This is a genomic window from Thiorhodovibrio frisius, assembly GCF_033954835.1.
In the GTDB taxonomy this organism is placed as follows: Bacteria; Pseudomonadota; Gammaproteobacteria; order Chromatiales; family Chromatiaceae; genus Thiorhodovibrio; species Thiorhodovibrio frisius.
Map to the genome: position 1 here is coordinate 2,127,968 of NZ_CP121471.1, position 26,682 is coordinate 2,154,649.

A 26,682-nucleotide genomic window follows, 5' to 3' on the forward strand; every position below is an offset into this window, starting at 1 on the left:
CAAAACACACTGATGGAATGGTTGGAAGTCGCACCGCTGCTGGTGGTCTTGGCGTTTGTCAGCGGTGCCATCGATGCCATTGCCGGCGGTGGCGGATTGCTGACCATTCCAGCGCTGCTCTGGGCTGGGCTGCCGCCGGTTGCGGTGTTAGCCACCAATAAGGCTCAGGCTGTTTTCGGCAGCTTTGCTGCCACGGTGCATTTTGCGCGTCGGGGCATGGTCAAACCGCTGCATGCCTGGCGTGCCGTGCTGGCGACCTTTATCGGAGCCGGCGCCGGTGCGCTTTTGGTGCAGTATTTGGCCAGCGATCTGCTAGAGCAACTGATCCCGGTGCTGCTGATCGGTTTCGCGCTCTACTTTGGTCTCTCGCCCCGGGTGGCTGATATCGACTCGCGGCAGCGCCTCGGCGCCACAGCCTTTGCCTTGCTAATTGGGCTGGGCGTCGGCTTCTACGACGGTTTTTTCGGCCCAGGCACGGGGACCTTCTTCGCCGCTGCCTATGTTGCCTTGCTTGGCTACAACCTGCGTCGCGCCACGGCGCACGCAAAGTTGCTCAACTTCACCAGCAACCTGGCGGCACTGCTATTTTTTGCCGCTGGTGGCCATGTGGTCTGGACGCTTGGACTGCTGATGGCTGGCGGTCAACTCCTCGGCGGCTGGCTCGGCGCCCACCTGGTGTTGCGCCATGGTGCCCGACTGGTGCGGCCGGTGCTGGTAGCGGTATCGCTTGTGATTTCAGTGAAGCTGCTGTTCTGAGCGCTGCCCGCCGGCTGCGCTTTTTCAAATTCTGTGTACTATCAACAGCCTTCTGTTGCTCTCCACTTTGGGTCGGATAGAGTCGCGAAACGGGAATGAAAAAATCCACGAAACGGTTTGTGATCTTGTTGGCGATCGGCGCGTTAGCCATTGGTGCTGCGAAGATTTTCCAAGCGGAGATGCATGCACTGATCGATCAGTTGTACGTCAAGCTGCAGCCGTATTTGTATGAGGTGCCTAAAGAGGCAAGCACGCGATCTCGACCGATCAACAAAACCCGAGAGGACATGAGCACTGCCAATGCTTACGGCATTCCAGCTGACTATGGTTATTCGGATGCGGCGTTTCAGCGCTATCGTTCCTGGATTGATCAAGCGATTCAGGGCTCAGGGGATAAACCTGCCATCATCATCGATAAATTGGCGCGTACCTTGGAGCTATGGATTGATGGGAAGAAAGAAGCGTCTTTCCCCGTTGATCTTGGTCGCGACCCCATTAGGGACAAAATTCTTGAAGGGGATGGCGCGACACCGGAGGGCTTTTATCGGGTGACATGGGTTCGGGACCATGGTCAGACACGTTATTACCGCGCCTATCTGCTGGATTATCCAAATCAGACGGACTTGAATGAGTTGAGAGACTTGCAGGCGAGAAACCTGGTCAAATCTACCGCAAGACCTGGCGGTCATATTGAGATCCATGGCGAGGGCGGCATGGGCATTGATTGGACGCTCGGGTGTATCGCCCTGTCGAATGAGGACATGGACAAGCTCTTTTCTTATGATCTCAAGGAGGGGACTCCGGTGACTATCGTCAGGTATGGCACCAAGGAAGGCTACTGATCGGAAGGCGACTGGCCGAGCCTAGCATTGCGAGTGACCTTTGGTTTCTCGCGCTGTCCAGTGCGCCATCTTTGGGCTTGCGGGCAAGGTCGCTGAATTCGTTACCGTCCTGCGGAGCTAGCGGTTCGAGAAGGGAAGATCCGCCAGGGTTAGAATGAACAATGTATACCGAAACCCTTTGAGATTTCGGCTCGTTCTGGGCCGGGTGACGGCCACGGGGGACGCCGTGAATACCTCTCTGTAGACTTTCCGGTGGCGTCCTGCCGCCGAGACCCCCGTGGCCGTCACCCGACCCAAGACCGAAAATCAGTTTGCGATTGGTATAGGCCATACGGTCTGGATTCGACTTGGTGTCGAGACCGCAACTTTGTGGCCGGTTTTCTACCCATACAAGAGGATAGCGCATGGATCTGGTCTACAAAAACGAGCAGCCGCTGTTCGTGCTCTCCCTGGTGATTTCGGTTCTCTTTTGGCTGGTTTTGATTCTTGCCACCTTTGGCGGCGTTTTGTTGTGGCTGTTGCTCTTTTTTCTGATTTATCTCTTTGCACACTCCGCCCTGATCTCCTACCTGAAAGGAACTGCGGTCAGGGTTAGTGCGGTTCAGTTTCCGGATCTGCATGCGCAAGTTTTGGCCGCTTGTGAAAAGCTCGGCATTCAACAGCCTCCCGAGACTTTCCTGCTGCATGCCGACGGGGTCTTTAACGCCTTTGCGACGCGCTTTCTCGGCCGCGACTTTGTTGTGTTGTACGCGGACGTTGTTGATGCGTTGGATGAGCAACCCGGCGCCATCTCCTTTTACATCGGGCACGAGTTAGGCCATGTGCGGCGCGGACATCTGACCTGGGGTCCGGTCTTGTGGCCGGCGGGCATTCTGCCGCTGCTCGGAGCGGCATATTCACGGGCGCGCGAGTATAGCTGTGATCTCCACGGTTTAGCCTGTTGCCAGAATGCCGATGACGCTTTACGCGGATTGGCGGCATTGGCTGCGGGGAGCAAGCGGTGGCGAACTCTCAGCCTCGAACAATATCGGGCGCAGACGGCCGTGACCGGGGGCTTTTGGATGTCTTTTCACGAGTTGATTGGCGACTATCCCTGGCTGACCAAGCGCATGGAGTGCGTTATGGCGCGTGCCGAGGCCCGCGATCCGAAATTGCCTCGCAGGAGTTTTCTTGCTTGGATAGTCGCTGTATTCGTCCCCAGGCTTGGCATTGGCGCGGGTACCGGTGGCGGCTCATTGATTGCTGTGATGATGGTGGTCGCGATCATCGGCATGCTGGCCGCCATATCAATTCCCGCTTTTCAGGAGTTCACCATGCGGGCGCGGGTGTCTGAAGGCCTGATCACCAGTCGCCAGGTCGAGCAGGAGGTGATTGACTTCGCGCGAGAGACCGGCGAATGGCCAGCCAGCAACGAGGATATTGGCTGGGACGCGAATCGGGATGCGGAGAATTCGGCTGTGCGTTCCGTGGTCGTCACCGACGGCGGCGTCATCATTGTGACCTACGCCGGACCGCCAACCCAACTCGAAGGCAAGACAGTGATCATCGTGCCTGTGGTGGAGGACGGAAATGTTCTTTGGGATTGCACCAACGGCTCGCTCGAATCCAGGTACCGGCCAGTGAGGTGCCGAAAACAGGAGTGATCGGAACGCTGTGAGCGTTACCGTAACAGCAGCTTCATCGACCAGGGTAGAGCACCAATGCCGTCAACTTTAGACGACCCGCTTGTACGGGATATGGTATCCCGCCTTGCGCTGCCCGGGATTGTGGCGCGGGAAACTCCGCCCCGGGCGCACTTGCTCAGTGGTTTGTGACAAGCGTTGGATGATCCGTGTGATCAGTTCCGCGCAACCGATTGGTGAAGCGTAGAGGAGATGAAACAACTGATCGCTCAGGTGGGACAAGGCGCTGGTCATGCGCACCTTGTAGTCAAACCGGCGTGCCTCGTACAGGCGCTTTGCCACCAACTGGGCCACCGCGCGCAGCATGGCCGCGAGATTCATCGCCAGCACCTTCGCATGCATGTCCTGGCGCACCGCCAGCGACGTGCGCCCGGAGAGATTCTCCATCTCCGCGCGCACCTTAGTGACCTTATAGCCCCCTTCTTCCACTCCCCAACGCCGGTGGTAGAGGTCTTTGAACAACCGTGCCGGCAGCCGCGTCTCCTCCAGTACTGTGGTGGCCAACACCTCGGTTTCGCCGCCTTTGAGCTTCACCCGCACCAGGCGCAAGGTGATCGGATCGGGTTCGGCCCCCTGGTCGCGGCACGCGCGCGCTTGTTCCGCGCAGGGATGCAAGGTGATCAGCGCACTGGGCGCATCACTGTGCCAAAACGGCTCGGCTTCCTTGAACTGTTTGCGCGGCAAACGCATCACGCAGTCGACCCCCAAGGTCCGGTGCAAAGCAAACAGCCAAAGCGCCGGATACCCGCGATCATAAATGACCAAATCCCCCGGCGCGGTCGCCTTGAGATGATCGACCGCCAGTTCACGTTCGCTGACACAGTAGGCCGCCACGGCGAAGTCCAGAACCATCTCCAGGTCCAGGTCATAGAGCAGCGAACCGCGCGCCAGCACCGGTCCGCTGGGTTGAGCGCCGAAAGACCGTTCAATGCCCTCGCCATCGGGCAGGCGAAAGGTCGTCCCATCCACCGCCCGCAGGCGGAACCCATGCCAGGTTGGACGCCCGAAACCGGAGAAAAACCTCGCCAAGGCTTGGCGGTTGAGCGCCTCGAACACCGACGCGGCCAGCCCCTTGCGCGCCTTACTCACCGCCGAGCGCGTCGGCACCTCCGAGGCCACGGCTTCGCCCTCAATCGCGGCGAAAAAACTCGCCAGTTCGGTTTCGGTGCTGCGCGCGCGGGGTTTCATCAGGAAGGACACCAAGCGCTCGAAGGGCAAATCACGTTGGCGGGTGAAGGCGCGCTCATTCAGACGATGTTCAGCGGCAAAATCGGCGTTGGAAAGTGAGCCATTAATCGCGTTGTACACATTTTGGAATACACTTTGTATGCGCTACTTCCGCCGGCTTCAGTTCGATTTGTGTGTGGCGCTTCATTGGTTGTACTCCATTGGGTGAAAATCGGGAATCGAGGCGATAATTTTAGCAAAATCAGCGCGATGGCGCTTAAGTCAACGACATTGCGGTCTGTGGTACTCGTCCTTTTTCTTCTCTGACATAGTTCCTCCGTACGTTCTTTTGCCTAACGTCAAGCGCAGCCCGCCGCCAACTGGCCAGCCGCCCGCGTCAGCGGCGGCTGGCCAGTTGGCGGTCGGGCTTGCGCCCTAGTTAGGTGCTTGTGGCCACGCTTCCGCATGGTTCTAAAGCCTCCCTGGGCTAGCGCGAACGTCATGAACGACTTCCGATATCGGGTCGAGATCGCACTCGTATACGTAATTCTGCCATGCGCCGAAGCCGTTCTGAAAACGTATCTTATCGCCGATATACGTGATTACTCCAGATTCTTTAGACTTCCACCTGAAGCGGCTAAACTTCGGCTCAAGGAAGCCGTCTGTCCATTCGAAAGCGTACTTGGCCAATCTTTCGACATGATTGTCGCAACGAAAGCCCGCCATAACAGTATGCTTATCACCCCAGCATTGTAGATCCTTCTTGCACGCTTCTGCCTCGGCTCGCGCTTCTGCGGCTGCGCGCAGACGTTGCGCTTCTTCATTCAAGAGCGCGAATTGCGGAAAGTCGGAGTTATTGAAGCCACTAAGAAAGGCGAAATTCCCGTTTGCGAGTTCCTCCTTGGCACTACGCAGCGCTTCCCGCTCCAACTCAACCAGTTCCTTATCTTTCAAATCAGCCCATTCCGTTGTTACCGCCAGCACAGCGCCAAAATTGCCGTCACTCAAGTTCAGTCTTGCTTCGCTCAACAACGCTTGCTTTTTTGATTCGAAATCGGCAATTCGCTCCGCTCGCCTCTTGGCATATTCCTCCCGCCGATCTTGGCGTTCGGCCGCCTCCTTTTCTAGGCGCTCGGTTTCCTGAATGGCGTCGATTAGGTTGTTGACAGTGAGTCCGGTAATCAGTAGCCCGATAAGCGAAACTTGCACCACCGACGGCAACAGTTTGCGCGACGCAGGTAAAGCAACGATCAACGCAGGAAGCGTCAAGATGGCAAGTTTGAAATCGCCCGCAAGCAGATTAACGATTCCCGCAAGGCCGAGAACCCAGGAGACGAGAAGCAGAAGTAAATGACTACCGCGACGAAATGCAGGCCCGGCCTTGCGGTTGATTCTGCGGGCGCCGGGTAAGTTCTTAGGAGCGCCGTCACCGGTCGCCTGGCGGGCTAGCTGCGCTTCGACCTTCTCATACACTGCTCCACAGTTTGGGCATGCATAGGCTGGAGCTGCGTCCTGTGGCTTTCTGGCATATCCGCATTTTTTGCACACCTTACCCATGCTGAGCATACTCCTCCTGGCGGGCTATGTTGATTTCTGCACCTAACGCCTCGCTCAGCCGAGCCGGTTGAGCGAGAGCGAAACCGGCTTCGGCTGGAGCACCGTGTTAGGCGAATTAGTTGGCTTGATTTAGCACTCAGAAATTAAACCGAGCCTGGCCGTTCGCAGTAACAACAGTAAGTCTAGCGGGTTAAAGTCCCGTCCGGGGAGTTGTCCGTACACCTCGGTAGCATGAGGAAGCGGCGTCTTGGTAACAAGGGGTCGTAAGTTTCCACACAGCAAGAGAGCAGGCCGTCAGCTAAGTGAACCTAGATGTAGCCTCGTGAACAAAGGTTGGAGACGCCGACCCTGTGGTCAGAAGGGGAAGGCCGTTGGTTGGCCACTGGAAGAACGGAAGTGGTGGTCATCGTCTCTCGGGGTAGCAGGGGCGGCATGTTCTTGAAGATTTATCTGTCCAGTGCTGGAGATCCATGACGGGAGGTGGGCAAGACCACCAACGCCAGCGTATAAGGCAACGAAGTCGCTGTCGCCTATCATGGAAGTCAGAGGGGTTCCCAATTGATGGAATGGGTACCGTTTGAGACTGAGGGACAACATAACCCCGGTCGAGGCCCTCAGTGTCAGGATAGAAGTCGTCATCATATTTGTAACGAGCCCATTGGAAGCATAGATTCCAGTCTCCACTGTCACCTACGCACACCTCTTCTAGTATTTCAACATTTGCCATAATCTGTTTTCATGCCTTTGATTAAATCATCTCCCCAGAGTTAATTTATTGAACTCTTCTAAGGAGATGACGTTGTGCTTAATCGGCTTTCAAATTCAAAACCAGTTAATAGGCTTTTTAATCTTTGAACGAGCCGTCGTCTCGACGCTGATGCTTGCTCATTGCGTGCTTACACTGCGGGCATTTTTTTACAAACAGACCATGGTTCCAACTGAAAGCAAGTGCATACACGATATCGGCTGGAATATGCAATATTTTTGAAATGCCGCTTCGGGTGCAAATTTCACAATCTCTACAACCTTGTCTCGCCATTTTGCTCACCTATTTCGTTGAAGTTGCCTAACGCCCGGCTCACCCGCCCGCGATGGCGGCACTGAGCGAGAGCGAAGTGCCGACGGCGCGGGTCGGGTGAAGCACCGTGTTAGGCGATTTGGCCTTGATCATAACTCCGACCACTTTCTGCTGCGGTCTCCGACGCTCCAGGCTAAGTGTCTGTTTTGACGAGCTTGGCAGAAGCACAACCACCGGTGACGCTGGGTTTTGGGCGGACTTATGATCAAGGCCGGCGATTTGATGGCTTAGATTCGGTCTTGAAAATAATACCGAACCTGACCCGTTTAATTCAATTGAATTCACTTTCGGCTGACTCATCATCACTGCAGTAAGCATAGGTTAAATCAGGTTTTCTAAATGCTTCCGCAACATAACGCGCTTCGTCAATGGCCCCATCCTTCTCAAGCCTGATATAAGTCGAGCTAACTAATCGATAGGTCCCTCGCCCTCCAGAATACTCTGTGTCGTAGTCTGTCTTAAACCCCTTATCATTAAGAATTTCAGCCAAAGTAGGAACCACCATAAACGCATCATGTTTTATTAAAGTTGCAGCAACCCAAGCAACAAGCTCATACTTGTCTGCTTTTTCAGCTGATGGTGCATGTTCGCGTATAAAATCAAGCAGAGCTTCGTCTTCTGACTTAGCTTTTTCTGCTTCGCTTTGGAGAAGCGTTGAGACCTCAATGCGTACACTATTCTTTTCTTCAAGAATGTCATGAAACTCTCTAATGAAACCTAATGGGCCACCACGGTTCCTCATGTAGGATGGATGACATGTATGATAAACATCCACATCAAAATTCCTGACCCTGTAGCGCAAAAATCGCTCGCCAATCTTACCTAACCCTTCAAAATCTAAACCAGCAAAAAAATCTTCTATTTCTAAGCCGCTATTAAGAATCAAGACTGTCTTAGGTTTTAACGTCAAAAGCATGTGCTCTAGTTTATTAAAATGCTTACTCGCCTCGCGCGCAGCTTCCCATGTTTCTTGAGAGGGATGTGGCAAGCCTTGTTCCTTATACTTTTCTATTGTTGCCCATACCTCGATTGCGTTTGAATTACCCCAGGCAAATGAGCCAAGCACTTTCTCATAGCCGCTTCCCCTTTTGAGTATTGTCCAATCATCGATTTCGTTTACTGAACCGAGTAACCCCATTACGAAGCCCAGAAAAGAATGGGTATTTCGACCCCAATCGCGAAACTGATACCCCTGAATCACATTTTCAAAAGCTTTATTAATACCACTGCCAGGTTCAGCTAGCTCACCGGCAATGAATTGATCAGCAGGAAACCATTGATAAGTATCCTGCCCGATTATAAGGAGCTTTTGTTGGGAGTGTTCATAGCTGTCTCCAAAAAGAGGCAAAAATGGTTGAGAAAGTCTTTCGAGATCATCAAACTGACCCATTTTCAGCTGGCTACAAAACTTCGCTACGAGCGGAATGTAGTAATCTAAATAACTCTGCTTCATCGAAGAAGTTTGTTTGGCACCTTTAGCCTTTTTTAACTGCCTACTATTGGAAGAACCAGCAGGCACTAGGCAATCTCTCGAGATGTATGTGAATGTCGTGTAAGGTTTGTCTTTATAAATTAGCGTCTTGGTTGAAGAATCCGGAAACTCTACAGCAACCTTGCCATTATCGTAAACCTTAAAAATCTTACCTACTCCAAATTCCCGGCGCGCTTTATGCGTGACCGTCTCTCCGATAGCTAATTCAGACATTTTATTCTCCTGAGACTTATTTATGGGGCCGGTTTTATGGGGCCGGGATCGGTTTGATTACAGCACAGGCGGCAACAATTCGATCCAGACCCCTTTGATTCCAGACCCCTTTGATTCTTCTTTGATTCTTTGATTCCATGTTCAGTTAAAGTTTGGTTCGCTCTTCCCATATCGAAATTGCTCAATGGTAATGCCGCCATCCGTCACACAAAGACGATCTCCATCTTCGCCAATACCACAATATGCCGGTTTTGCTTCCCAGTATAGACCCCATGAAGTAGGTTCCATTGTAGAAACCGGCACAGTATCTTCTTGCATCAACTGTCGGGCAACTTTTTCCATGCCAAGCGAGCATACGTCAAAAATGCCACATGAAAAATTAATATAAGTCCTGCCCGGTTGAAAATTCAGATTAATAACCGAAATATCATTTGGTCTTCTACACTGATACATTTTTAATACTGGCTGGCATTGCAACCCGCGTTCGCTTATTGTCGTCAATACTTTTTCAGGAGTCATTGTAATATTAACTCCAAAAATAGTAATGGGCTCAGCACTAGTGCTGCTCGCTGATAGCAGCATGATCACCGAAAACAGTAAGTTCTTATGAGACATTGTAATGTACCTTCGTTGTGGAATGATGTTGTAGAATATTTGATAATTGGTAACATAACGGAGTTTAATTTTCTCCTAAGTGGCCTAACGCCAGCCTCAGCCGCCGCGAGCGGAGCGAGCGGTCGGACTGGAGGCGTTTGTTAGGCGATTATTTTAAGCGACTACTTGCCCTCAAATCTGTGCTTGAGATGGCACTTGTTCGAATCAGAAGATTTTTTGGCATCTTCCTCAGATGACCAGCTTTTGAGTTTGCCTAATTCCTGATACGTTTCATCATCAGTAAATGAGACGCTTGGTGATTTCACTTTTTTTAGCTTTACCACACCATTTTGAATTGCCAGTACTTCCCAAACTTCATACCAAGCGCATGGTGATGATTTATCATTTTGCATTGTCCAATAGACTTGCTGGCCAGGCGTTGGATCCTCCACTACTTTAAAATCCGCATTTGCAACTCCAAGTTGAAAAACCGAGTACATTACGAACGAGGTAATCACGACTTTTTTCATTTCTTTTTTCCTTTAGCACGATTAGTAACGTGTAAAAAATAAGTTGAACACCTCTGCAAATCGTAAGCCTTTTAGAACTTGGCCTGCGATTATAGAGAATGCACTACTTATCAATGAAACGTTACTTAATGGATACGCTAGACACTGGACGTATTGAGCGCCTAACAGTTTACTAGACAGAAAGTTGGTCAGGCGTGCTAGACAGAATCCGTGTAGCACCGTTAGCATAGATTCTGTCTAGCGCCGAGCCTGAAAACAATGTTTTCGCAGGCGCTCCAAATCTAACACTTCCTGTCTGTGAATTCGAGGCTAGCACATGCCCGCGCATCGAGCAACAACAAGAGACGCCATGGATCGGTTCTGGGATCGCTTTATTGAGCGGGCGCGGACGAAAGGCGTCAAGGAGAACGCGATTCGGTGGCTTGTGCGGCGGGCGGAAGCCTACCTCAAGGCATTTGCGGGCAAGCGACTGGCGCAACACAGCGTCGATGATGTGAGCGGCTACCTGGAACACACCGGTCGGCTAGGCGGAATCAAGGACTGGCAATTTGTCCAAACTGTCGATGCTATACAGAATCTGCTGGAGACCGCGAATGCACCCTTGGTCGGGCAGGTGGATTGGGGGTTCTGGCGCGATTCTGCGCGGGCGCTGGAGACGGATCATCCCACGATCACGCGCGAGACCGAGGCATCGGGTGCCGCCAAGGTGGACGAGCAACCCCCATCAGGAATCGCCTTCAAGCCAAAGCGCAATGCGCGCTCGCCATTGGATGCGGTGAGGGAAAATCATTCCGCGCTGCTCGAGCGGATGATTGCGGAGATTCGCCGGCGCAAGTATTCAATCCGCACCGAGCAGGCGTATGAAGCCTGGGTCTGCCGTTTCATTCTGTTCTGCGACAACCGCGACCCGACGGAGCTGGGTGCGGAACGCGTGCGTGCCTTCCTTGAGGATTTGGCGGTGCGAGGCAATGTGTCGGCCAGTACCCAGAGCCAGGCGCTGAATGGGCTGGCGTTTCTCTACCGGCAGGTGTTGGGTCGGTCCATGGACGAAATGGGCGACTTCGTCCGGGCGAAGCGGCCGAAGCGGCTGCCGGTGGTGCTGGAGCGCTCGGAGGTCGCGCTCTTGCTGACGGGCATCGAAGGTACCCAGCATTTGATGGCGGCTTTGCTCTATGGGACGGGAATGCGGCTGATGGAGTGCGTGCGCCTGCGGGTTCAGGATATCGATTTTGCGTACCATCAGATTGTGGTGCGCGATGGCAAGGGACAGAAGGATCGGGTGGTGCCGCTGCCGGGGCGGTTGGAGCAACCACTGCGGGAGCAGCTGGAGAAAGTCCGCGCTTTACATGAGCAGGATTTGGCCCAGGGATTTGGGGAGGTGTTTCTGCCGGACGCGCTGGCGCGCAAGTGGCCGAATGCGCCTAAGGAATGGATTTGGCAGTATGTCTTTCCAAGCGGCCGACTGTCGGTGGACCCGCGCAGCGGGAAGATGCGCCGGCATCATGTGCATGAAAATGGCTTGCAGAAGGCGGTGAAGGCGGCGGGAACGCGGGCCGGGATCGCGAAGAAGGTGAACTGCCATTGCCTGCGCCATTCGTTCGCCACCCATGTGCTGGAGTCGGGCTATGACATTCGCACGGTGCAGGAATTGCTGGGGCACGCGGATGTGTCGACTACCATGATTTACACCCATGTGCTTAATCGCGGCTGTCAGGGAGTGCGCAGTCCGTTGGATGGGTTGCTCTAAATGCACATTTGCCGGCCGGCGATTTCGCATCCGTCAAATGGGCCCCGGGTAGGTAGTTCAATTTGAACTGATTCATGGACTTTTTCGACCCGCAACATTCATGCACTGCGCCGGTCGTAAGTCATTGTTAAAATGCACAAAAAAAACGGCACCGTGACGGCGAAAAACTGCATGAGCTAGAAGACAGGGAATCCTGCCAAATTGAACTATACATGACCATGTCTGACACGGAGGAGAACCAAGCGGTCTATCCGCAGCCGAGCAGCCAGAAACCCGGCATGGGCTTTCCGATCTGCCGCATGGTGGCACTGATCTGTTTGGGCAGTGGCGCATTGCTCGATGCCGCCACTGGCCCGTGCGAAGGCCAGTGTGGAAGCAGGGGCAGCGATGAGCAGACGTTGCTGCGCGGCATGCTCGATGCGCTCGCTGCGGACGATATCCTGCTCGGCGACGCCTTCTACCCGACCTACTTTCTGCTCTGCGAATTAGTGCGCCGGGGCGTCGATGGGGTGTTCGAGCAGCACGGCGCACGCAAACGCAGCACCGACTTCAAAACCGGGGAGACGCTCGGCGCGCGTGATCATTTGCTGGTGCTGGAGAAACCAAAAAAGCGACCGGATTGGATGACGCAGGAGCAGTACGCGCAAGCTCCGGAAACGCTGAAGGTGCGCGAGTTCGCAGCCGGTGGGAAAATCATGGTCACCACCTTTCTGGATGCCAAAGCGGCCCCGAAGAACAAACTCAAGGTGCTCTACCTGCGCCGCTGGAACGTGGAGCTGGATCTGCGCAACATCAAGACCACCCTCGGCATGGCACAACTGCGCTGCAAGACCCCGGAGATGGCCATCAAGGAACTGTGGGTCTACTTACTGGCCTACAACCTGATCCGCTTGCTGATGGCCCAAGCCGCTTTGCTGGCCGACCAAGTTCCCAGGCAACTGAGCTTCAAGCACACCGCCACAAAGCTCAAAATAAAACCAAAAAAGTTCGACGGCGGGTGGTCGACCTTGAGCGATTCGCTAGGCGCTTTCTACGGTTTAACCTGAAAACCTGCCTGTTTGAAGTGCTCATCAAATGCAAACGCAATCTGAATCTGGTACTCCTGCATGAGGACAAATGACGAGCAATCGGTAAAACTCCATTCTTTATCTGCCCGTTCACGAAACAAGACTGCTGTTGCGGCAATCTGTGTCGGAGTAAGGTAAACTAGCCGAATTTTCTGACTGGTTTGCAGCATATCAAGAAACTTCACTGCATAGTTGTGACCCACACGGGACAATAACAAAGTGACGGTTTCATCCATGACATAATCGCTTGTAATCAGCGACGATGTATTGTGTTTCAGGAAAAGCTTTGCCGCTTCGTGATCCCGATCCTTGCGAACCATTGCTGTATACCATGCGCCAGTATCAACAAAAATGCTCTGCATTATGAAGCACCGTACAGGTAAGCATCATGCCGCCGTGCCACGTCACTGTCTTCTCCTTCCGCAATACCGATAATATCAAATAGAGGGTCTTGCTGACTGGCTGGTTCAGCTTGCAAGGGAACCCCGTCTTCTTTAGCCAGTTGCGTCAGAATAACCTGCATCAGTCTGAATTTATCAGTATGCGATAAAGACGTAATAATAGGGATAACTTCACTTACTGACATAAAACATACCTTTCAGTATTTAAAATGCGGGCCTAACTATTAAGCATTTATCCATCGGGCGCTAAGCCGTGAGATGCGACTTTTTCGCCTTTCCGTCGAAGCTCATCGAGAGTGTCATTTAGTCGTGAAATCTTGCTTGTATCCAGAACCAGCCGAACGGCCACTCCGGAATAACTGCACTCCAGAAACTCTGAACTGGCACCGGAAAGCTTCAGCGCTTTGTCGCCGCTGCAAACAAAAATACTCCCGCCAAGCTGGCATAACGCGCTGTTCATGTGGTGGGCATCGTGGCTGATCGCCATGGGCTGGGCTAGATGTACTTAACTGAGCGCTTACAATTTGTGTGTGGCGCTTCATTGGTTGTACTCCATTGGGTGAAAATCGGGAATCGAGGCGATAATTTCAGCAAAATCCGCGCGATGGCGCTTAAGTTAACGACATTGGGCTAGAGCCACACGATGAGCCTTTAGTCAGGAAGTGGTTCGTAACTTAGCTGAAAGATCGGTGCGGCAATGATGTAAAGGTCGCTGTTGCTGTCACTGCGCACGGCCAAGTAGTCGCCGGGTTTGCCGTGCATGTAGCCGTCCGCGTACCAGGGTGTGAAAACCTTGGTGTTGCGTTCCAGTGGGCTGGCATGAATAAAGGTTTCCCCTGATGCCTTGCACGGACGTGCGTGGGGGAGCAGATCAATCGACTCATGCCGCAGCTTGTCTTTCACTGTCGGGGCGTAAAAGGCTTCGGTCATGGCCGCAGGCAGGAATGAAAAAGTCCCGTCCTCCTGGATATAGCTTCGCTCGAACTTCTGTCGGTCGATGGGGTAGGCTTCGCCCTGAACCCCAATCATCAGATAGGTATCGGCAGAGACGGTGAATGAGGCATCGCCTTCAAGGGTGCGGACAATCACTTCCGTGCCCTCGGAGTAGAGGTCGCTCAGTCGCACATAGCCTTGCTGAAGCGGCTTTTTCTTGTAGCGGGGCATGTCCGTTGTATCGGGCTGGTAGGCTCCGGAGATGATCTTGTCATAGTTGTCGAAATACTTGGCCAGCCGGTGCGACAGAAAATCGCCAGCCCCGGTGTCTGACTCCGGCAGGCTCAGGAATCCTCCAGCCTTTTCTTTGTTTCCGCCGCCACTGCCGCGACCTTCGGTGAGGAATCCGGCCAGTTCGTTGGCCATCACTTCTGCGGTGGCACTCCTGAGCGACAGTTTGATGCCGCCGCTAATGGGTGTGAAGCCAACAATCACATTCACATCCTGCACCTGCATTGCCAGGTCGCTGATAAAGCCAAGGATGTTTGGATCACAGGGGGGCGCCTCGAAGATCGCTGCCCCGCGTGCATCATCGTAACGGGCGCGGTGCAGGGCCTCTCCGGTGATGGTCAGTTCTTCTTTGGCCAGATTGCATCCTTTAAGCTCTTTGATGAGTTTTGCGTCGAAATCGAGATGGTCGAGCAGGTCCCGATCCATCGGATGGAAGAGCTCAGCAAAGCTGTTGGTATCGGTATACAAGCCGTAATAGAGTGCCGTAGCGACATCGGGATTGGCGGAAAAATCGAATTCGGCCTGTTGCAGCAGTTTCCAAATCACGGTGGAGCAGCTGCCGAGATAAGGCTCGATGAGTTCGAACCGGGCAAGGTCTTTTTCCTTGATGTGATGATCAATCACGCAGACAGCGTCGTTTTCGATCAACTGAACATTTCCCGCCCCATGCTGACAATCAACGGTGATAAGCAGCCGATCCGGCTCATTCGGGAATAAGCTGAGCTGATCGCGGCTGGCATCGCGAAGATAAACGAGGGGAATGTCCAGCGCCTCGACAAAGCGCGCGAGATTGGGCTTACTGATCGGGCATGGTCCGGCGTAAACCAGTTTGACCGGTGTGCCACGCTGCTCGAAGTAACGTCCTAGGGCAAAGGCCGACGCGATGGTGTCGGCATCTGGAATGTTGTGGCATTGGATGACAACGGCCGGAAAATCGTGCAGGTCTTGTAAATGCAGCATGATGCGCCTCTATCAGTCAAATTGGGTGTCTGATTCCAGCAATTCCAAATTGGCCCTGTCACCGCCCTGAGCACCTATCTTGTGGATGTCAGGCTCGCTTCGGGCGCATTGAGCATGGGCTTGAATAAGCCGTCGCAGTGAGCATAAACGATGTACTGCGTCGGTCAATCAGAGGCCGTCGCGACTGTATCAATCTCATCATAGCTGCCGATAGCGCGCCAGCAGCTTCTTCAGAGCGGCAAAATCGATCGGTTTGGGCAGAAAGTCGGTCATGCCTGCGGCGATAAAGTGATCGGCGTCCTGCTCGAACGCATGCGCCGTCAGGGCGATGATGGGGATATCGCGCGGCCAGTCTGCCTGGGGATCGGTGCGGATATGGCGTGTAGCGTCGAGGCCGTCGAGCTTGGGCATCTGTACGTCCATCAAGATCAGATCGAAGTGCCCGGCAGCTAGGGCGTCTAACGCCAACTGGCCGTTTTCGACGCAGGTCACTTGATGCCCAAGCTTAGCCAGTAACTTTTGTACCACCAGGCGATTGGCCGGTTCGTCCTCGGCGACCAGGATGGACAGGGGAAGCTTGGCCCCGGTGCTGTTAGCTGGTTGTTTGGGCTCCGCCGAGGCGATGCCTTGTTGGACTGCGAGGGGATCGGGCGAGGCGATATCAGGGGCTGGTGCGACGACCTCGACAGGCAGCGAGAACTGGATGCGGCAGCCGTCACCCAGTTTGGTATTAATCTGAATGTCGCCGCCGAACTGATCGATCAGTCGCTTGACGATAGATAGTCCAAGCCCTGTACCTTTGTAGCGTCGGGTATCGGAGGCATCGGCCTGGGTGAAGGGCTCAAAGAGCTGATCCACCATTGCGGGGTCCATGCCGATGCCGGTGTCTTCAACGGTGCATTGCAGCTGGCATTGCCCAGGCACATTCGCCGTGGGTGTGGCCTTTAGTCTGATGTCGATCCGGCCCTGATCGGTGAATTTGACGGCGTTGCCAATCAGGTTTAGCAGGATCTGACGCAGGCGACCGGCATCGGCGCGCATCAAGCTGGGTACCTCCCGCGCAACGCTGTATTCGAGATGCACGGCTTTTGGCTTTGTCTGGAGTGCGAAAATGGCGCAGATGGCGTTCAGCAACTCGCGGGGTGCGAAGGTGCTCGGGCGCAGCTCCAGCATGCCGGCCTCGATCTTGGAGAAATCCAGAATGTCATTGATGAGCTGCAACAAGGTCTGCCCGCACTCGAGCCCGGTGGCGAGCAGGCGGCGCTGATCCTCATCCAAATGACTGTCTTCGAGCAGTTGCAGGGTGCCGAGTACGCCATTTAGCGGCGTGCGGATTTCATGGCTGATGTTGGCTAGGAACTGGCTTTTCGCGCGATTGGCCGCTTCGGCCTTGGCGGATGCTTGAGCGAGCTGGCGATTGGTGTCGAGCAGGCGTTCTTCGTCGGCTTTGCGCTCGGTGATGTCGGCGGTATAGCCGTACCAGCGCACGCGCCCGTCCGCCATTTGTTCCGGACGCGACATGCCACGCAGCCAGCGCGAACCCTTCTCGGGGATCAGCACGCGGAAATCCAACTGCCATAGGCTCAGAGTCCGCGCGGACTCCCGAATCGATTCCATAAAGGGCGCGCTGTCCTCGGGGTGAATGCGTGCGAGGGCCGGTTGCGCATCGTCATGCACGGTCTCGGGCGAGAGTCCGCAAACGTCGCGGAAGCCATCGGAGACGAATGGGATGGCCAGGCGGTCATCGGCAAGCTGTTCCATTTGAAACAAATAGCCGGGAACCATACGTGCCAGGCTGTCCAGCAGTTGATTGCTGTCGCGCAATGCCTGCTGTTGCGCGAGTAGCTGGCGGTCTGCGCGGCGCAAGAGTGCGATGACCAGGCCAAGCAGTATCAGCAGCAAGACAAGCCCGGCGAGCAAACTGATGCCGAGTAGCCGGTAGAAGTTCGTCTCTTCGGCGCTGATGTCGCGAAAGACTACCAAGTCGCCCACCTGGATGCCCGCGACATCGCGCAACGCCAGACGGGCATGCCACCAAACCTGGCCATCCGGGGCGCGAAAACGCTTTCCCTTGACCCCTTGGTCTTCGTTCGCCCTGAGGCGCTCGGTCTCCTGTTCGGCGGCAGTCCGGGGCTCGAGTGCGTCCAACAGCGCCGAATTGGAGACAAAGCTCGACGCCTGCTGTGGGAATCTGTCCCAGTCTGACTTGCGGCCGAGCATGCGCATGCCCTCCTGCCAGCGTGCACGGTCGAGACCGGATTTGTCGATCAGTACGGCCAATTCGATGTCAAGATGACGGCTAACGTCTGTGAGGACGTCCTCGATCTCCTTGCCTAACTCGACATAGCCAAGTAGTCGCCCATCGGCGCGAACGGGCACCACGGCCCGCAACGTAAAGGAGCCCAGAGCGCCAAGCTCGATGCCAGCGGCCGGCTCGCCGCTGCGCTCTGCCTCGCGCGTGGTGAAGCGCTCGATCAGATCGGAATGACGTGCCGGCTGGTGCAGCCGGACCAGGCAGCGGCGGTCAGGTCCGATGACATAGAAATGGGTAACTTCATGACGCTGCTTCAGGCTTGCGAACAAGGGGCTCCATTGGGCGAGCAGCGCGGCGCGATCAAAATCGTCGAGCGCCTGTTGCAGGTCGGCATCCTGCGCGAGGACCTGCGCTGCGACCAAAAGCCCATCGGCTTGCTCCTCCAGCGAAAGCTCGACCTCGTGGCGGACGTCAAGGGCCAGGTTTCCAAGCGATTCGTCTAGGTAGTTTCGGTGCAGGTCAATGAGCAGCCAGATGGCGCCGGCGAGAAGCAGAGTGATCAAGAGGGTGAGTGGCGGAAGCAGCCTGCCCAGTACTGGTTTGGGTACAGGTTTGGGCACCGGTTTCGGCATGGACTCCGGTGTCGGCTGCGCCGGGCTTGGGGGCTGAGCGTGAGATTGGAACAATGCAATGGCTTGGGCAGAGTGGCCGCCGCTTGGGCGGGCACAGGGCTGAAGCGACCTCCATCTGTTGCAGGTTGCGGAGCCGGGAGCGACGGCGTCGAGAGCTCCCTGTCAGGGCAATGGCGTGATGGGCTCGGCAAAAAACTGAAGTCTGTCCAAACAATATAGCAGCTCGCGGAAGAACAGAGGTCTATAGATTGATCGATCTCATTGCCAATTTCGGGCCGGAAGTGGTCGGGAGATACGCTGATGCTTGTCGCTGATGACTGGGTGTGGCCCAATAGCCGTCTGATGGGCTTGGCGGCGGATTGGGCTAGAGACCATCATTGAGAAAAAGACTCGCGGGCTGGTCGGCAGGAGCCGTCAGTTTCTCTTCGCCTAAGACTGAATTGCTGGTCCTTAACGGAACGAAACTGGCGATTGGAAAGCCTACGGGAGCGGAGTCGCGCGTTAAAGAGCTCATTCCCTTGTTTCTGGGTCAAGAAGTCTGAATCTCTCTGGATCATAAGGGTAAACTAAGTTGCTTGCAGCCAGCCGAATGTTCGCCAAAAAACGGCTGCGCTTCAACGCTTAACCGTGCCGACGTCACGACCTCCCTGATCTTACCCGATCTTATCCGATCTTACCCGATCTTACCCGATCTTACCCGATCTTATAGGAATCGCCATGTCTGCCACCCCCATGCAATACCTTGACAAGGCTATGACGCAGTTGCACGACTTAGGACTGCTGCCCGAGGAACGTGACGAGCGCGCGCCCATCATCACCCTGCTCAACCAGATCTCCGAGCTTGACGAGGGTCGCGTCGCCGCCATCGCCCGCACCCTGAGCCAGTCCTCGCTGTTCAACGACGTGGTGCGCGAGCAGGTGCAGGCCATGGAGATTGGCCAGCGCTACGAGGAGATCACCAAGGCCTTCAACAGCATTCGCGACGATGCTAAATCGATGGTCGATCAGGTCGAAGACGGCAAGATCGACACCTTCGAGCGTATGAGCAATGCCTGGATGAAGGTTACTCGCGGCGACATCGCTAGTCGCTTCGACAAAATCAAGGACACATACCTGGATGTTACCGCTTCGACCAGCGACCAGATCCAGCGCGAGCACAAGATCCTAGAAGCCTATCAGGACTTCCGTGGCGCCTTGAAGGAATCTGAGGTGCTGGCGCTTGAGGTGCTCAAGACTGCGGAGTCTCGGCTCGATGCGGCCAAGGCCGAGGTGAAGACGTCCATGGCAGCGATTGAGGGCTTTCAGGGCGAGGAGCCCGCGGAGCGTGCCAAGCTCGAACTGGCGCGCGATGAAAAAGTCCGCGCCCTGCAAGACGAAGAGAAGCGTTACCAGATCGCCAAAGACCTGTCGGACAATCTGACCATCGCCTATAACACTTCCGAGGTGGTCATGGCTCGCCTAGTGCAGACGACCAACGCCAAGGAGCGGGTCTATGCCCAGGCTGTGAGCTTCTTCAGCACCAATGAGGTGGTCCTCACCGCGCTGACCGCCTCCTTCACTGGGATGTTCGGGCTGCACGAAGGGACTCGCACCGTCGAGGCGATGAAAGAAGGCGTCAGCCAGTCGCTTGAGGTGCTCGCCGACATTGGCGGCAAAGTGCAGGAGGCGGCCGTCAAGGCCGGTTATGGGCCCACGGTGCGCGCCGACGCTGTCAAGAAGCTGGTCGACTCAGTGGTCGACTGGCAGACCCGCTCGCACGAGATCATTGAGGAGATGCGCGCGCAGAGCACCGCCAATGCCACCGAAATTCGCAACGCGGTCGAAGACGGCAAACGCAAGCTCGCCCGGCTGGCCGAGCAAGGTAAGGGCCTGGCGCCCCTCACCCGATGAGCGCCCAGACCAGCTCGGCGGTCGCTGCGCCGCTCGACGACCTGATGCTGGCCATGGACGTGGTCGACACCCTGCGCAGGCGCGAGCGTCTGGTCAAGCGCGAGCTCGACGGCGCTGGGCGCGAGCAGGATCTCAAGGACCGGTTGCACAAGATCTATCACGCCCAGGGTATTGAGGTTTCGGATCAGATTCTCGAGGAGGGCGTCGCGGCCCTGAAGGAAGACCGTTTCGTCTACAAGCCGCCCGTGCGCAGCCTTGCCGTTACGTTCGCGTGGGTCTATGTCAGTCGCGGGCGCTGGGGGAAATGGCTCCTTGGTGGTCTAACCGCCGTGATCGCTGCTTGGGCGCTCAACTACGTTATCTTTGTGGCACCGGATGCGGCCCTGCCGCACCAGCTCGCCGAAGTTCATGCCGAGACTATTGCAATCGCCCAGTCAGGCGAAGCGCGCGCCCGAGCGGAACAACTGCTTGAAACCGGCCAGGCCGCCGCTCGGAGCGGCGACACTGACGCTGCCCGCCAGGCACTGGCCGCTCTTGACGCCATGCAGAGCATCCTGCGTCAGGAATACAGCTTGCGGATCCTCAACCGACCGGGCGAGCAAACTGGTGTCTGGCGTATTCCGGACATCAACACCCAGGCGCGCAACTACTACATCATCGTCGAAGCGGTCGACCTGAGCGGCGGGGTGCTCCGGGTCCCCATCACCAACGAAGAAACCGGCAAGACGGAAATGGTGACCGCCTGGGGGCTGCGCGTGGACAAGCCGGTCTTCGATGCAGTCGCCCGCGACAAGCAGGATGACGGCATTATCGAGCACAACAGCTTCGGCCAGAAAGCGCGCGGCGCGCTGACGCCCAGCTACGAGATGCGCACCACCGGCGGCGCCATTACCCAGTGGTAAGGACTTGGTGAGAACCTGGTAAGGAGACGAAGATGATCTCTGGGCGACAAACCCTGGCCTCCATCGACCAGGCCATGGCTGCGGAGCGCACCCGGCTTGCCGAGCTTGAGCAGCGCATCCAGGCCGCCAACACTCAAGGGTTGCAGCTCCAGCAAGCCGATGCCGAGGACTATCGCGCGCTGGCGCGGACTCGCATCGACTTGCTGACCGGCGATGACTTGCTCCGTCATATCGACCAGGCGGAGCAGCAAGTCATGGCGCTTTTGCAGGCGCGCGAGCAGGCTCTGCAAGGCCTCGACGAGCGCATGGCAGCCGCCGAGGACGAACGTGCGCGCTTGGAGTCCGAACGCATGGACCAGGCTGACGAGGTGGAGCGCGCAGCCGAGGTCGTCGATGCTGCCGAGGCCAGCACCCAGGCCCGACTCGATGCCGACCCTGACTATCGGCGTCAGCGCGAGCAGGCTAACGAAGCCGAGCGCACCGCCCTGCACGCCGAGGAAAAGGCTGTCCAGAGCGCGCAGGAAATGGAGGAGAAGGGCGCTTCTTATCGAGCGGATCCGATGTTCATGTATCTTTGGCGTCGCCACTACGGCACCTCGGCCTACAAGGCCAATCCCCTCGCACGCTGGCTCGATGGCAAGGTCGCGCGGCTTATTGGGTTTGCCGATGCCCGCGCTAATTTTGCTCGGCTGAATGAAATCCCCGAGCGCTTGGGCGAGCATGCCGAAGCGCTCAAGGCAGCGGCTGACGCCGTCATTGATGCGCTAATAAGCCTGGACACTGCCGCAGGCGAGGCCGACGGCATTCCAGCACTGCAAGCCGAGCTCGAGAAGGCACAGCTGGCATTGAGTGCAATTGACGCTCGCATCGAAGCCGCCGAGGCGAGGCAACAGGAGCTTGGCTCGGAAAAAGCCCGCTTCGCTAGCGGCGATGATCCGCACACCAAGCAGGCGCTAGACGTTCTTGCAGCCGAGCTGCAGCGTGACGACCTGATGGCACTGCGGCGAGAAGCCTTGAAAACGCCCTTCCCGGACGACGACCTCATTGTCGAGCGCTTGCTCGAGCGCGATGACCAGCGCCGTTTGCTCGAGGTCTCGCTCAAGAGCCTGGGCGAAACTCTCGTCCAGCAGCGCAAGCGCTCGAGCGAGCTTGAAGCCCTGCGGCTGGACGTCAAACGCAGTGGCTATGATCGCCCCGGCTCGACTTTCAAGGACGGCGCCCTGATCACACTCATGCTCGGCAATTTTCTCAATGGCATGCTTGACCGCCACGGACTCTGGCGCGTGCTCCAGGAACAGCAACGCTATCGCCCGCCGCGCAGCGATCCGAGCTTCGGCTCCGGAAGCTTCGGTCGCGGTAGCGTCTGGGCCGGCGGCATGGGCGATCTTGGCAATCTGGGCGGCGTGCTCTCTGGGAAGCCTGGCCGGACTTCAAGCAGAAGGCGCAGCGGGGCAGGACGCCCGAGCGGAGGTGGCCGAGGCGGTGGCTTTCGCACCGGGGGTGGGTTCTAAGCAATAAAATGGTGCAGATTCGATTTCTTTACCATCAAGGCCGTGATTGCGCACGCGAGAACCCTGGGGGCTCGAGACCCTTGCCGCAGGTGGCGGGACCGAGCATCCCAAGTTAACCACCGGTTACTGGAGGAAAAAAAGCCACTTCATCACCAGGCTTGATGATGGCATCAGCGCTGGCGATGGATTGATTGACGGCGGCAAGCACTGATTGAGAGAGGGCAAGCGCATCGGACCAAGGCTGGCCGCGCATGGCGAGTTGGGCGCGCAGTTCTGCGGTTGTGATGGGGGCTTCGAGCGGATAGTCCTCGCCCTCGCAGTCCAGTGCCTCGCGCAGGCTGGCGAAATAGAGCAGGCGGATCATCTCAGCAGCTCGCTAAAGGGCAGGAAGTCGACCATATCCCCGCGACTGATTCGGGTGCGCTCGGGGATGACCACCAGGCCATCAGCCCAGGTGAGCGAGGTGATGGCGGCTGAGGATCGGCTGGGGAAGACTTGAACCCGGGGCTGGCCGTCGTCGCCTGGAACCAGCCGGGCGCGCTGGTACTCTCGGCGCTTGTCTGGCTTTTTGGTCTCGAAATCGGCGCTGACGCGCCGGGGGTGGGGCAATAGGTCGCTGCTCATGCCCCGGAGCTTTCCCTGGAGTTTCAGGATCAGCGGTCGGGCAAAGAGCACGAAGGTGACGAAGAGCGACACCGGATTGCCGGGGCTGCCGAGGAAGGCGGCCTGGCCGATGTGCCCGACCGCAATGGGCTTGCCGGGGCGCATCGCCACTCGGGCCACATCTAGCTTGCCGAGCTGCTCGACCGCCGGGCGGACATGGTCTTCCTCGCCGACCGAGACGCCGCCGCTGGCGATGACCAGATCGGCTTGGTCGGCGGCCTCGCGCAATGCCTTCAGGGTCGGCTCAAAGCGATCCGGGATCATCCCCCGGTCAATGACCTCGCAGCCTAGGGCGCGTAGCAAGCCGGCGAGCATGAAGCGGTTGGAGTTATAAATCTGTCCGGGTTGCAGGGGCTGGCCCGGCATGACCAGTTCATCGCCACTGCTCAGAATGGCAACGCGCAGGCGCCGATAGACTTGGAGCTCTGCCGCGCCGAGCGAAGCCGCGAGCGCCAGATGCTGGGGGTCGAGTTTGGTACCCGGGTCTAAAATGTGATCACCTGCGCGGATGTCCTCGCCGCGCTGGCGGATGTTGGCACCTGGTTTGATGCGCGCGAGATCCTCGGGCGCGATGTACAGCTTATCCTTATCTTGGCTACAGATTTCCTGCACCACCACGGTGTCTGCGCCCTCTGGTACCGGTGCGCCAGTGAAGATGCGCGCGGCTGTGCCGGGGGCGAGGGGGCCGGGATGGCTGCCCGCCGGGATACGCTGGCTGACGGGCCATTCGGGCGGGTCGCGGCGCAGATCGGCATGGCGCAGCGCATAGCCGTCCATGGCGCTGTGGTCCCAGTTGGGCTGATCAATCGAGCTGACGACAGGTTTGGCCAGAATGCGCCCGAGGGCCTGATCCAGCGGCAGGTGTTCCAGCTCTAGCGGCGGATGCTCAATGGCGAGAATGCGCGCGATGGCCTCTTCAACTGTCAGTGTCGTGTTGCTGGCTGAGTCGCAGGTGTTGGAGTCGGTGGCGGTGGTCATGGTCGCAAATACTCGGCAGTCAGCGCTTAGCGCTCGCTGAAACGTTCAATCAGCTGCGCGAAGTTGCACGGCTGGGTACGCCGGTCGAGTTGCGGGCCAAGAATGCCATCCCAGGCGGTGCGGCAGGCGCCGGTGGAGCCGGGCAGGCAGAACAGCAGGGTGGCATTGGCCATGCCGGCCAGGGTGCGCGACTGGATGGTGGAGGCGCCAATTTCGCCAAAGGACAGGGAGCGAAATAGCTCGCCGAAACCTGCGATCTCTTTGTCCAGCAAGGGCATCAGCGCCTCGGGCGTGTTGTCGCGTCCGGTTACGCCGGTGCCGCCGGTGCTGATGACCACCTGTACTTCGGCATCTGCGATCCAGTGGGAGAACACCGCCCGCAGCAGATAGCGGTTGTCGCTACAGATTTCGCGTGCCACCACCTGGTGACCGGCTGCGGTGGCGCGCTCGGCCAGCAGATCGCCGGATGCGTCGTTCTCTGCTGTGCGGCTGTCGGATACCGTCAGGATCGCGAGATTGAGTGGCAGAAAATCAAGATCTGGCGCGTGATGGGACATGGGCTAAACCGCTAAATCTTTGGGAGCAGGATGAGTAGCCAGATTACCACCACAAAGGCGATGCTGGAGAAAACTGCCGCCGAGGCGATGTCCTTGGCGCGGGCGGAGAGTTCGTGACGCTCGAGTCCCACGCGATCGACATTCGCTTCAATTGCGGAGTTGAGCAGTTCGACAGTGGGCACCAGGAGCAGGCTGCCGACCAGCATGGCGCGCTCGACAGGTGTCTCGCCTAGCCACATGCCGAGTGGGACCAGTGGAATCAGCAAGATGACTTCCTGGCGAAAGGCTTCTTCGAGCTCGAAACAAGCCTTGAAGCCTTTCATCGAGTAGCCAAACGCACGCAGGATGCGTTTCAGGCCGTTTTGATTTTGGTAGGCCATGCCGTTTAGCGTGAATGGTGCAGGCGTATGATAGGGTCTGATCGCGGCCCGAAATGGTCGACGCCGTTAAGATCAGGGCCTTTCGTGCGCCTTGCGGTCTGCCTAAATTGCCGTTGCATTGTTGGTTTCACTGTTGTAAGCCAAGTCGAGGTGGCGCGCGGCGCGCACGTCGTCAAGGCGTTTGACCGGTAGCGAGTGCGGTGCGGTGCGCAGCATCTCAGGATTTTGGACCGCTTCTTCGCGAATGGCGATCATGGTCTCTACAAAGGCATCGAGCGCCTCTTTGCTCTCGGTCTCGGTCGGCTCGATCAGCAGGCATTCGGGCACCAGCAGCGGAAAGTAGGTTGTGGGCGCGTGAAAGCCATAGTCGAGCAGCCGTTTGGCGAAGTCCATGGTGGTGATGCCATGGTCCTTGGCCTCGCGCTTTAGCGTGATGATGAACTCATGGCTCGCGCGCCGTTGCGGGTAGGCGGGCTGAAAGCCGGCCGCGCTCAGGCGCTTGAGCAGATAATTGGCGTTCAGTGTGGCGTATTCGCCCACCCGTTGCATGCCTTCGAGGCCGAGTAGACGGGCGTAGATATAGGCGCGCAGCAAAATGCCGATGTTGCCGCCGAAAGCGGTCAGGCGGCCGATAGTCTCGGGGCGACTGTGCTCGTCTTGCCAGACCCATTTTTCGCCCGGACCCTCACCCTCGTGCGCCACCAGCGGAATCGGCAGATAGGGCTCGAGGTGCTTGGCCACACCCACCGGGCCCGCACCTGGTCCGCCGCCACCGTGCGGGGTGGAGAAGGTCTTGTGCAGGTTCATGTGGATGACATCAAAGCCCATGTCGCCCGGGCGGACTTTGCCGAGAATGGCGTTGAGGTTGGCGCCGTCGTAGTAGAGCAGGCCGCCGGCGGCGTGAACCTTCTTGGCGATCACCTGGATGTTGCGGTCGAAGACGCCGACGGTGCTCGGGTTGGTCAGCATGATGCCGGCGGTCTGGGGGCCAAGCGCCTGGCTTAGAGCCTCGACATCCACGTCGCCATCCGGCCCTGTTGGGATCTCGCGCACCTCGAAGCCGGCCATGATGGCCGAGGCGGGGTTGGTGCCATGCGCAGCATCGGGCACCAGAACCTCGCGTCGGGCATGGTCACCGCGCGCGTCATGATAGGCGCGAATCATCAGCACCCCGGCAAGCTCGCCCTGTGCACCGGCGGCTGGCGCGAGGGAGACCGCATGCATGCCAGTGATGGCCTTGAGCATCTCCTGTAAATCAAACAGACAGGCCATGACACCCTGGCTGTGGCTTTCTGGCGCTGCCGGGTGGCGCGCTAGGAAGCCGGGCAGGGAGGCCAGGCTGTTACAGGCGCGCGGGTTGTACTTCATGGTACAGGAGCCGAGCGGGTAGAAGTGGGTGTCAATGGAAAAGTTCTTCTGTGACAGGCGGGTGTAGTGGCGCACCGCATCCAGCTCGGAGACTTCCGGCAGCGCTGGGCGTGTTTTGCGCCGCAGTGCCTTGGGCAGGTCGTCGCAATTGGCGAGATGAAGCGGCGCCTGGGCCGCAGCACGGCGGCCAGGATGGGAATGGTCGTGAATTAGCATGGCGAATGAAGGATTAATTGG

Annotated in this window: 22 protein-coding genes and 1 pseudogene; 8 read left to right on the forward strand and 15 right to left on the reverse strand. The window is 57.1% G+C overall.

The window, feature by feature from the left end:
• Positions 1-12 precede the first annotated feature (12 nt).
• The 3 genes from Thiofri_RS09965 (at position 13) to Thiofri_RS09975 (ending at position 3,241) form a co-directional block, all read left to right on the forward strand.
• Complete coding sequence (locus Thiofri_RS09965; RefSeq protein ID WP_009151253.1) at positions 13-756, forward strand: TSUP family transporter; 744 nt, start codon at positions 13-15, stop codon at positions 754-756.
• Between the two features lie 95 nt (positions 757-851).
• Positions 852-1,598, forward strand: coding sequence for a L,D-transpeptidase family protein (locus tag Thiofri_RS09970; RefSeq protein WP_009151254.1), 747 nt, complete (start codon positions 852-854; stop codon positions 1,596-1,598).
• A 404-nt stretch (positions 1,599-2,002) separates the two neighbouring features.
• Positions 2,003-3,241 carry a M48 family metallopeptidase gene (locus Thiofri_RS09975; protein WP_009151255.1) on the forward strand — a complete coding sequence of 413 codons (1,239 nt, stop codon included), beginning with the start codon at positions 2,003-2,005 and terminating at the stop codon, positions 3,239-3,241.
• 69 nt (positions 3,242-3,310) lie between these two features.
• Here Thiofri_RS09975 and Thiofri_RS09980 read toward each other — a convergent pair whose 3' ends face one another.
• The 5 genes from Thiofri_RS09980 to Thiofri_RS10000 all read right to left on the reverse strand — a co-directional run bounded on the left by Thiofri_RS09980 (position 3,311) and on the right by Thiofri_RS10000 (position 9,911).
• Positions 3,311-4,588 (reverse strand): IS4 family transposase, encoded by a 1,278-nt coding sequence (locus tag Thiofri_RS09980; RefSeq protein WP_323706108.1) that lies wholly within the window; start codon positions 4,586-4,588, stop codon positions 3,311-3,313.
• A 330-nt stretch (positions 4,589-4,918) separates the two neighbouring features.
• Positions 4,919-5,920, reverse strand: a complete 1,002-nt coding sequence (locus tag Thiofri_RS09985) for a hypothetical protein (RefSeq protein ID WP_143742040.1) — start codon at positions 5,918-5,920, stop codon at positions 4,919-4,921.
• Positions 5,921-7,353: 1,433 nt separating this feature from the next.
• On the reverse strand, positions 7,354-8,787 hold the full coding sequence (locus tag Thiofri_RS09990) for a hypothetical protein (protein ID WP_009151257.1): 1,434 nt from the start codon (positions 8,785-8,787) through the stop codon (positions 7,354-7,356).
• Between the two features lie 141 nt (positions 8,788-8,928).
• A complete protein-coding gene (locus tag Thiofri_RS09995) occupies positions 8,929-9,402 on the reverse strand; it encodes a hypothetical protein (RefSeq protein ID WP_143742041.1) in 474 nt (157 codons plus the stop codon).
• A gap of 161 nt (positions 9,403-9,563) precedes the next feature.
• Positions 9,564-9,911, reverse strand: a complete 348-nt coding sequence (locus Thiofri_RS10000; RefSeq protein WP_009151258.1) for a hypothetical protein — start codon at positions 9,909-9,911, stop codon at positions 9,564-9,566.
• Between the two features lie 316 nt (positions 9,912-10,227).
• Between Thiofri_RS10000 and Thiofri_RS10005 the strand changes: the two genes are divergently transcribed.
• Together Thiofri_RS10005 and Thiofri_RS10010 are read left to right on the forward strand one after the other, a co-directional pair.
• A complete protein-coding gene (locus Thiofri_RS10005) occupies positions 10,228-11,658 on the forward strand; it encodes an integron integrase (protein ID WP_009151259.1) in 1,431 nt (476 codons plus the stop codon).
• 212 nt (positions 11,659-11,870) lie between these two features.
• Positions 11,871-12,615: pseudogene (locus Thiofri_RS10010) on the forward strand (IS4 family transposase); the annotation flags it as partial.
• A gap of 73 nt (positions 12,616-12,688) precedes the next feature.
• On the opposite strand, the gene Thiofri_RS10015 reads toward Thiofri_RS10010, so the two are convergent.
• The 5 genes from Thiofri_RS10015 to Thiofri_RS10035 form a co-directional block, all read right to left on the reverse strand.
• Complete coding sequence (locus Thiofri_RS10015) at positions 12,689-13,087, reverse strand: type II toxin-antitoxin system VapC family toxin (protein WP_009151260.1); 399 nt, start codon at positions 13,085-13,087, stop codon at positions 12,689-12,691.
• The gene (locus Thiofri_RS10020; protein WP_009151261.1) at positions 13,087-13,311 is read right to left on the reverse strand and encodes a hypothetical protein; all 225 of its coding nucleotides are present in this window, start codon (positions 13,309-13,311) and stop codon (positions 13,087-13,089) included. The genes Thiofri_RS10015 and Thiofri_RS10020 overlap by 1 nt, the downstream gene beginning before the upstream one ends.
• Positions 13,312-13,358: 47 nt before the next feature.
• Positions 13,359-13,613, reverse strand: a complete 255-nt coding sequence (locus tag Thiofri_RS10025) for a hypothetical protein (RefSeq protein WP_143742042.1) — start codon at positions 13,611-13,613, stop codon at positions 13,359-13,361.
• 164 nt (positions 13,614-13,777) lie between these two features.
• The gene (locus tag Thiofri_RS10030; protein WP_009151262.1) at positions 13,778-15,310 is read right to left on the reverse strand and encodes a DHH family phosphoesterase; all 1,533 of its coding nucleotides are present in this window, start codon (positions 15,308-15,310) and stop codon (positions 13,778-13,780) included.
• Positions 15,311-15,508: 198 nt separating this feature from the next.
• Complete coding sequence (locus Thiofri_RS10035) at positions 15,509-18,196, reverse strand: ATP-binding protein (RefSeq protein ID WP_009151263.1); 2,688 nt, start codon at positions 18,194-18,196, stop codon at positions 15,509-15,511.
• Positions 18,197-18,913: 717 nt separating this feature from the next.
• On the opposite strand from Thiofri_RS10035, the gene Thiofri_RS10040 reads away from it, so the two are divergent.
• The 3 genes from Thiofri_RS10040 to Thiofri_RS10050 are packed head-to-tail and all read left to right on the forward strand — an operon-like array spanning position 18,914 to position 22,499.
• Positions 18,914-20,086 carry a hypothetical protein gene (locus Thiofri_RS10040; RefSeq protein ID WP_009151264.1) on the forward strand — a complete coding sequence of 391 codons (1,173 nt, stop codon included), beginning with the start codon at positions 18,914-18,916 and terminating at the stop codon, positions 20,084-20,086.
• Positions 20,083-20,988, forward strand: coding sequence for a DUF6384 family protein (locus Thiofri_RS10045; protein ID WP_009151265.1), 906 nt, complete (start codon positions 20,083-20,085; stop codon positions 20,986-20,988). Before Thiofri_RS10040 ends, Thiofri_RS10045 begins: the two co-directional genes overlap by 4 nt.
• A gap of 32 nt (positions 20,989-21,020) precedes the next feature.
• Positions 21,021-22,499, forward strand: coding sequence for a coiled-coil domain-containing protein (locus Thiofri_RS10050; RefSeq protein WP_009151266.1), 1,479 nt, complete (start codon positions 21,021-21,023; stop codon positions 22,497-22,499).
• 112 nt (positions 22,500-22,611) lie between these two features.
• Here Thiofri_RS10050 and moaD read toward each other — a convergent pair whose 3' ends face one another.
• The 5 genes from moaD to gcvPB all read right to left on the reverse strand — a co-directional run bounded on the left by moaD (position 22,612) and on the right by gcvPB (position 26,661).
• Complete coding sequence (gene moaD / locus Thiofri_RS10055) at positions 22,612-22,863, reverse strand: molybdopterin converting factor subunit 1 (RefSeq protein ID WP_009151267.1); 252 nt, start codon at positions 22,861-22,863, stop codon at positions 22,612-22,614.
• Complete coding sequence (locus Thiofri_RS10060; protein WP_009151268.1) at positions 22,860-24,140, reverse strand: molybdopterin molybdotransferase MoeA; 1,281 nt, start codon at positions 24,138-24,140, stop codon at positions 22,860-22,862. Before Thiofri_RS10060 ends, moaD begins: the two co-directional genes overlap by 4 nt.
• Positions 24,141-24,166: 26 nt before the next feature.
• The gene (moaB, locus tag Thiofri_RS10065; protein WP_009151269.1) at positions 24,167-24,697 is read right to left on the reverse strand and encodes a molybdenum cofactor biosynthesis protein B; all 531 of its coding nucleotides are present in this window, start codon (positions 24,695-24,697) and stop codon (positions 24,167-24,169) included.
• A gap of 11 nt (positions 24,698-24,708) precedes the next feature.
• Entirely contained in the window at positions 24,709-25,077 is a 369-nt protein-coding gene (locus Thiofri_RS10070; protein ID WP_009151270.1) for a diacylglycerol kinase, read from the reverse strand.
• A 102-nt stretch (positions 25,078-25,179) separates the two neighbouring features.
• The gene (gene gcvPB, locus Thiofri_RS10075) at positions 25,180-26,661 is read right to left on the reverse strand and encodes an aminomethyl-transferring glycine dehydrogenase subunit GcvPB (RefSeq protein ID WP_009151271.1); all 1,482 of its coding nucleotides are present in this window, start codon (positions 26,659-26,661) and stop codon (positions 25,180-25,182) included.
• Positions 26,662-26,682 lie beyond the last annotated feature (21 nt).

Coding starts and splice junctions, on each gene's coding strand:
- moaB (WP_009151269.1), bottom strand. CDS start 24,697: ATGTCCCATCACGCGCCAGATCTTGATTTTCTGCCACTCAATCTCGCG.
- Thiofri_RS09965 (WP_009151253.1), top strand. CDS start 13: ATGGAATGGTTGGAAGTCGCACCGCTGCTGGTGGTCTTGGCGTTTGTC.
- Thiofri_RS10000 (WP_009151258.1), bottom strand. CDS start 9,911: ATGAAAAAAGTCGTGATTACCTCGTTCGTAATGTACTCGGTTTTTCAA.
- Thiofri_RS10035 (WP_009151263.1), bottom strand. CDS start 18,196: ATGCCGAAACCGGTGCCCAAACCTGTACCCAAACCAGTACTGGGCAGG.
- Thiofri_RS10005 (WP_009151259.1), top strand. CDS start 10,228: ATGCCCGCGCATCGAGCAACAACAAGAGACGCCATGGATCGGTTCTGG.
- moaD (WP_009151267.1), bottom strand. CDS start 22,863: ATGATCCGCCTGCTCTATTTCGCCAGCCTGCGCGAGGCACTGGACTGC.
- Thiofri_RS10070 (WP_009151270.1), bottom strand. CDS start 25,077: ATGGCCTACCAAAATCAAAACGGCCTGAAACGCATCCTGCGTGCGTTT.
- Thiofri_RS09995 (WP_143742041.1), bottom strand. CDS start 9,402: ATGTCTCATAAGAACTTACTGTTTTCGGTGATCATGCTGCTATCAGCG.
- gcvPB (WP_009151271.1), bottom strand. CDS start 26,661: ATGCTAATTCACGACCATTCCCATCCTGGCCGCCGTGCTGCGGCCCAG.
- Thiofri_RS10015 (WP_009151260.1), bottom strand. CDS start 13,087: ATGCAGAGCATTTTTGTTGATACTGGCGCATGGTATACAGCAATGGTT.
- Thiofri_RS10020 (WP_009151261.1), bottom strand. CDS start 13,311: ATGTCAGTAAGTGAAGTTATCCCTATTATTACGTCTTTATCGCATACT.
- Thiofri_RS10025 (WP_143742042.1), bottom strand. CDS start 13,613: ATGGCGATCAGCCACGATGCCCACCACATGAACAGCGCGTTATGCCAG.
- Thiofri_RS10045 (WP_009151265.1), top strand. CDS start 20,083: ATGAGCGCCCAGACCAGCTCGGCGGTCGCTGCGCCGCTCGACGACCTG.
- Thiofri_RS10060 (WP_009151268.1), bottom strand. CDS start 24,140: ATGACCACCGCCACCGACTCCAACACCTGCGACTCAGCCAGCAACACG.
- Thiofri_RS10040 (WP_009151264.1), top strand. CDS start 18,914: ATGTCTGCCACCCCCATGCAATACCTTGACAAGGCTATGACGCAGTTG.
- Thiofri_RS09970 (WP_009151254.1), top strand. CDS start 852: ATGAAAAAATCCACGAAACGGTTTGTGATCTTGTTGGCGATCGGCGCG.
- Thiofri_RS09975 (WP_009151255.1), top strand. CDS start 2,003: ATGGATCTGGTCTACAAAAACGAGCAGCCGCTGTTCGTGCTCTCCCTG.
- Thiofri_RS10050 (WP_009151266.1), top strand. CDS start 21,021: ATGATCTCTGGGCGACAAACCCTGGCCTCCATCGACCAGGCCATGGCT.
- Thiofri_RS10030 (WP_009151262.1), bottom strand. CDS start 15,310: ATGCTGCATTTACAAGACCTGCACGATTTTCCGGCCGTTGTCATCCAA.
- Thiofri_RS09990 (WP_009151257.1), bottom strand. CDS start 8,787: ATGTCTGAATTAGCTATCGGAGAGACGGTCACGCATAAAGCGCGCCGG.